The following is a 3,248-nucleotide window of genomic DNA, read 5'->3' on the forward strand; positions in this document are numbered from 1 at the left end:
TTCCAGTTGGCGATACGATCGAGCGTACGAATGAAGGAATTCATGGGCGGGGTTGAATTTAGGGATGATAAACCGGGGCGGGTGGTCAAAAATAGCACTTTCATGCTTCTTCCAAAATTAAGGACTTTTCTTGCTTAGTTCCCACTTTGCTCAAGGCCCGGAGTTCCTCCGTGAGGCCTTTATAAATGCCCGGATTGAACGGAGACATAAATTCCTTGATGGGATTGCGGGTGCGGCGGGTGTTGAGACCCATATCGCGCATCAGTTCGTCGGCGTGGTGGAACGAGAACGGGATGATGCAGGTGCCCGAGGCGTTGCTGTGCGGCGCGCGGCGCTGTAGCCAGTCGTGGTGCAGGGCGATTTCGGTTCGCATGGCCTGGCGGTCGGGCAGATTCAGTTGGCCCTTGAAGTACTGAGCCGAATAGTGTGCCGCCAGTTCCGAGGTGAAGGGCGTGAACAGCGACGGGTTGTAGCCCACGAACGACAGGTTCGGCACTTCGGCGGGCAGCACATTGCGATACAATTGGAACCAGCCTTTCTGGTTGCGGAGGCGGGCGCTGGTTTGCTCATCAAAAAACGGAACGACCTGCCGGAACCCCGTGGCAAAAATTACCTGGTCGGCTTCGATTTCCTTGCCGGATTTCAGCACCACCCCGCCTGGCACGAAGCGGTCGATTTCGCCTTTTTCGAGAACGATTTCGCCCGAAGCCGCCCGCTCGTAGAAATTATCTGAGGTCAGACCGATGGAGCAGTTAGCGATGCTGTCGAAAGGTTTATCGGGCAGCAGGCCGCTCTTTTTGAGTTTCAACTGCGCCGCGATCAACTTGCCCAACCCCTTCGTCAGCATTGCGGTGACGGGCTTGCCCAGCGGGCCGTGCAGAAACTTATGGATGCCGAACAGGTGGCGATATGGAAACAGCGACTCGCCGAAGCGGTGCAACAGCAGGTACTTGAAGTTTAGTCCCTGAAAAATGCGGGGCATTTTCCACTTGGCTTCGCGGTAAATGCAGACGGGCTTCTTCGACACGTTGCTCACCTGCGAGAGGATGTCGTGGGCCGATTTGGCGAAGCCCACTACGGCTACCTTCTGATGGCGGGCCGCATCGAGGTGCTTCTGCCGAAACTCAGTGCTGTGCAGCACCGTACCTTCGAACAAATCCTGTCCCGGCAACTGCGGCTTGTTCGGTTCGCTGAATACACCATTGCAGACCACCAGAAAATCCACCCGCGTCTCGTCGACTATCCCGTCATTATCAGTATATAGGGTCCAGCCACCCGCGCCGGGTATGGCCCGCTCGACCGAGGTGCCAAAGTGGATGAAGGGGAGTATCCCAAACTGCCGGACGTAGTTGGTAAGGTACCCTTGCACCTGAACACCAGTGGGCCACTCGGGATAGTGTTTGGGCATAGGAAAATCCGAGAAAGTGTAGGTGTCGCGGGTGTTCTGCGTGGTCACGTTGGGGTAGCGATTGTTGGAGGCCCACACGCCGCCCAATTCTTTTTCCCGCTCGAATACGACGACTGCAAAGCCGTGTTCCCGCATGGTTTTGGCCGTAACCAGTCCGCTGACGCCCGCGCCGATGATACCTACTGTTTGTTTCGTTTTCATGGTAGTAAGGTTTTAGGAAAAAGGATGTTATGATTGATTTGAAGATCTGAAATCTGCCTTCGTTTGAACAGTACAAAGATGGCGGGGTGAGGAGGAGCCAAACCATACAACCTTGTTTGTATTTTTCATTTTGAAATAAAAAAAGCCGCCCCGGTAGTCGGGGCGGCTCAGATGGTCAACACAGAGGGGCTACTTGGAAGGAGCCACCCACGCCTTGTCGTAGGCATTGGCAATGATGGTAGCGTCGCTGCTAATATCGCTTTGGGGCGAGTTGGCGAACACACAAATCTGCGTTCGGCCCATGTCGAAAATCATGGTTTCGTTGTTGTTGGCGCCTCCGTTTTTGAAATAATATTTTCCTCTGGCACCACTCACCACTCCATCGAAACCGAGCCTTTTTGTTTTCATGATTTCGTAGTTGGTATCACTGACGATTTTACCATGCGCAGCCGCATCCTGAATCCGGCCAAACTCGCTGGTGCTGATGTAGAGTCCACCTGATCCACCATTGATTCGAAGGTCGGTTTTGGCCACCCCGGGTTCGTTGCCGTACACGGAAGGATATCCCATTGTTCCCTGCGAGGGGCTGATTATCCCGTTGTTGTTCCAGGATGTGTAGTCGATAACGTTCCAGTACTGGAGCCCTGCCGCCTTGAAAACGTTCAAGCGAACCAGGGACCGGAACCGCATCCCTATGGAGCCGTCATCGTACCAGTTGTTGTTTTTTGATTCCAGACTAGCCAGTTGCTGGGTGGTGAAAACATTGTTCTTTTTGACATCGATGTAAGCCAGAATAACGGCCATCAGGCTGTAATGAACATTGTTGTACGCCCTCACATTGCTGTCCACATTAAGCTCTTCCACCGTTTTTTTCCAGCCCGGCCACCCCGTTTTGTAGTTGATGAGCCCCGTCTGATGGGCCAGCAGCCGCTCAAACGTAATCTTCTTGAACTCGGTGCTGGGCTTCCAGGTCACAGGCAAGTAGTAATACACAGGTGTTGTAAGCGAAATGTTGTACTTCTCCAACAGGGCCACCGTAGCCAAAGCGGTGACGAACTTGGAAGAGCTGGCAATGTCCTGACGTTGCTGGTCGCTGTGTTTGGTCGGGTTGCTCTCGAAGGACTTACGTGACCAGCCCCCTCCTCCTCCGGAAACATACTTGCCATCGTGAAACACAGTGTACCCGTAACCGGCTGCTTTGCCGTTCATGTAGGTTTCGATGGAGTTGCTGAATTTGGCTCCGTCGAATACGGGAACGCCAATGTCGCCGAAGCCGGCTTCCCGCGCCGAGTGGGTGGCGGCGTGGAGTTCGGGTTCTACTTCGTTCATTTTGTTGCAGGATGAAGCGGTCAGCAGCAATGTGGCGGCCAGCGTCAGGCCAGTGAGCAATTGGTTTTTGGTTTTCATGATTGTTTTTTTGGTTAATGGTTTGTTGTTTGTTTTGAACAATGCAAAGGTTGCCCGTCGGGGCAGGGTCAAACCATACGACCTTGTTTGTATTTTTACCAAAAACCACGTTCTTTTGATCTTGTATCTCCCCTCCTTTCCTGAAAAGTCGCATGAAACGCGCTGGGCTCGTCTGGTTTTTGCTCCTGCTTGCGCAAGCGGCGAGTGCGCACTTGCCCATTAGCGATAACCC

The 3,248-nt window shown here is 53.4% G+C and carries 2 protein-coding genes; both read right to left on the minus strand.

The window, feature by feature from the left end; genetic code table 11:
* Window positions 1–100 precede the first annotated feature (100 nt).
* On the minus strand, window positions 101–1,609 hold the full coding sequence (locus tag ACEW8P_RS24060; protein WP_373515606.1) for a flavin-containing monooxygenase: 1,509 nt from the start codon (window positions 1,607–1,609) through the stop codon (window positions 101–103).
* Window positions 1,610–1,798: 189 nt separating this feature from the next.
* Window positions 1,799–3,016: a serine hydrolase domain-containing protein gene (locus ACEW8P_RS24065; RefSeq protein WP_373515607.1), complete on the minus strand. Its 1,218-nt coding sequence runs from the start codon at window positions 3,014–3,016 to the stop codon at window positions 1,799–1,801.
* Window positions 3,017–3,248 lie beyond the last annotated feature (232 nt).

It is taken from the genome of Persicitalea sp., assembly GCF_041751555.1.
Taxonomy (GTDB): Bacteria; Bacteroidota; Bacteroidia; order Cytophagales; family Spirosomataceae; genus Persicitalea.

Excerpts from the sequence above, each read along its gene's own strand:
- ACEW8P_RS24065 (WP_373515607.1), bottom strand. The coding sequence starts at position 3,016 with ATGAAAACCAAAAACCAATTGCTCACTGGCCTGACGCTGGCCGCCACA.
- ACEW8P_RS24060 (WP_373515606.1), bottom strand. The coding sequence starts at position 1,609 with ATGAAAACGAAACAAACAGTAGGTATCATCGGCGCGGGCGTCAGCGGA.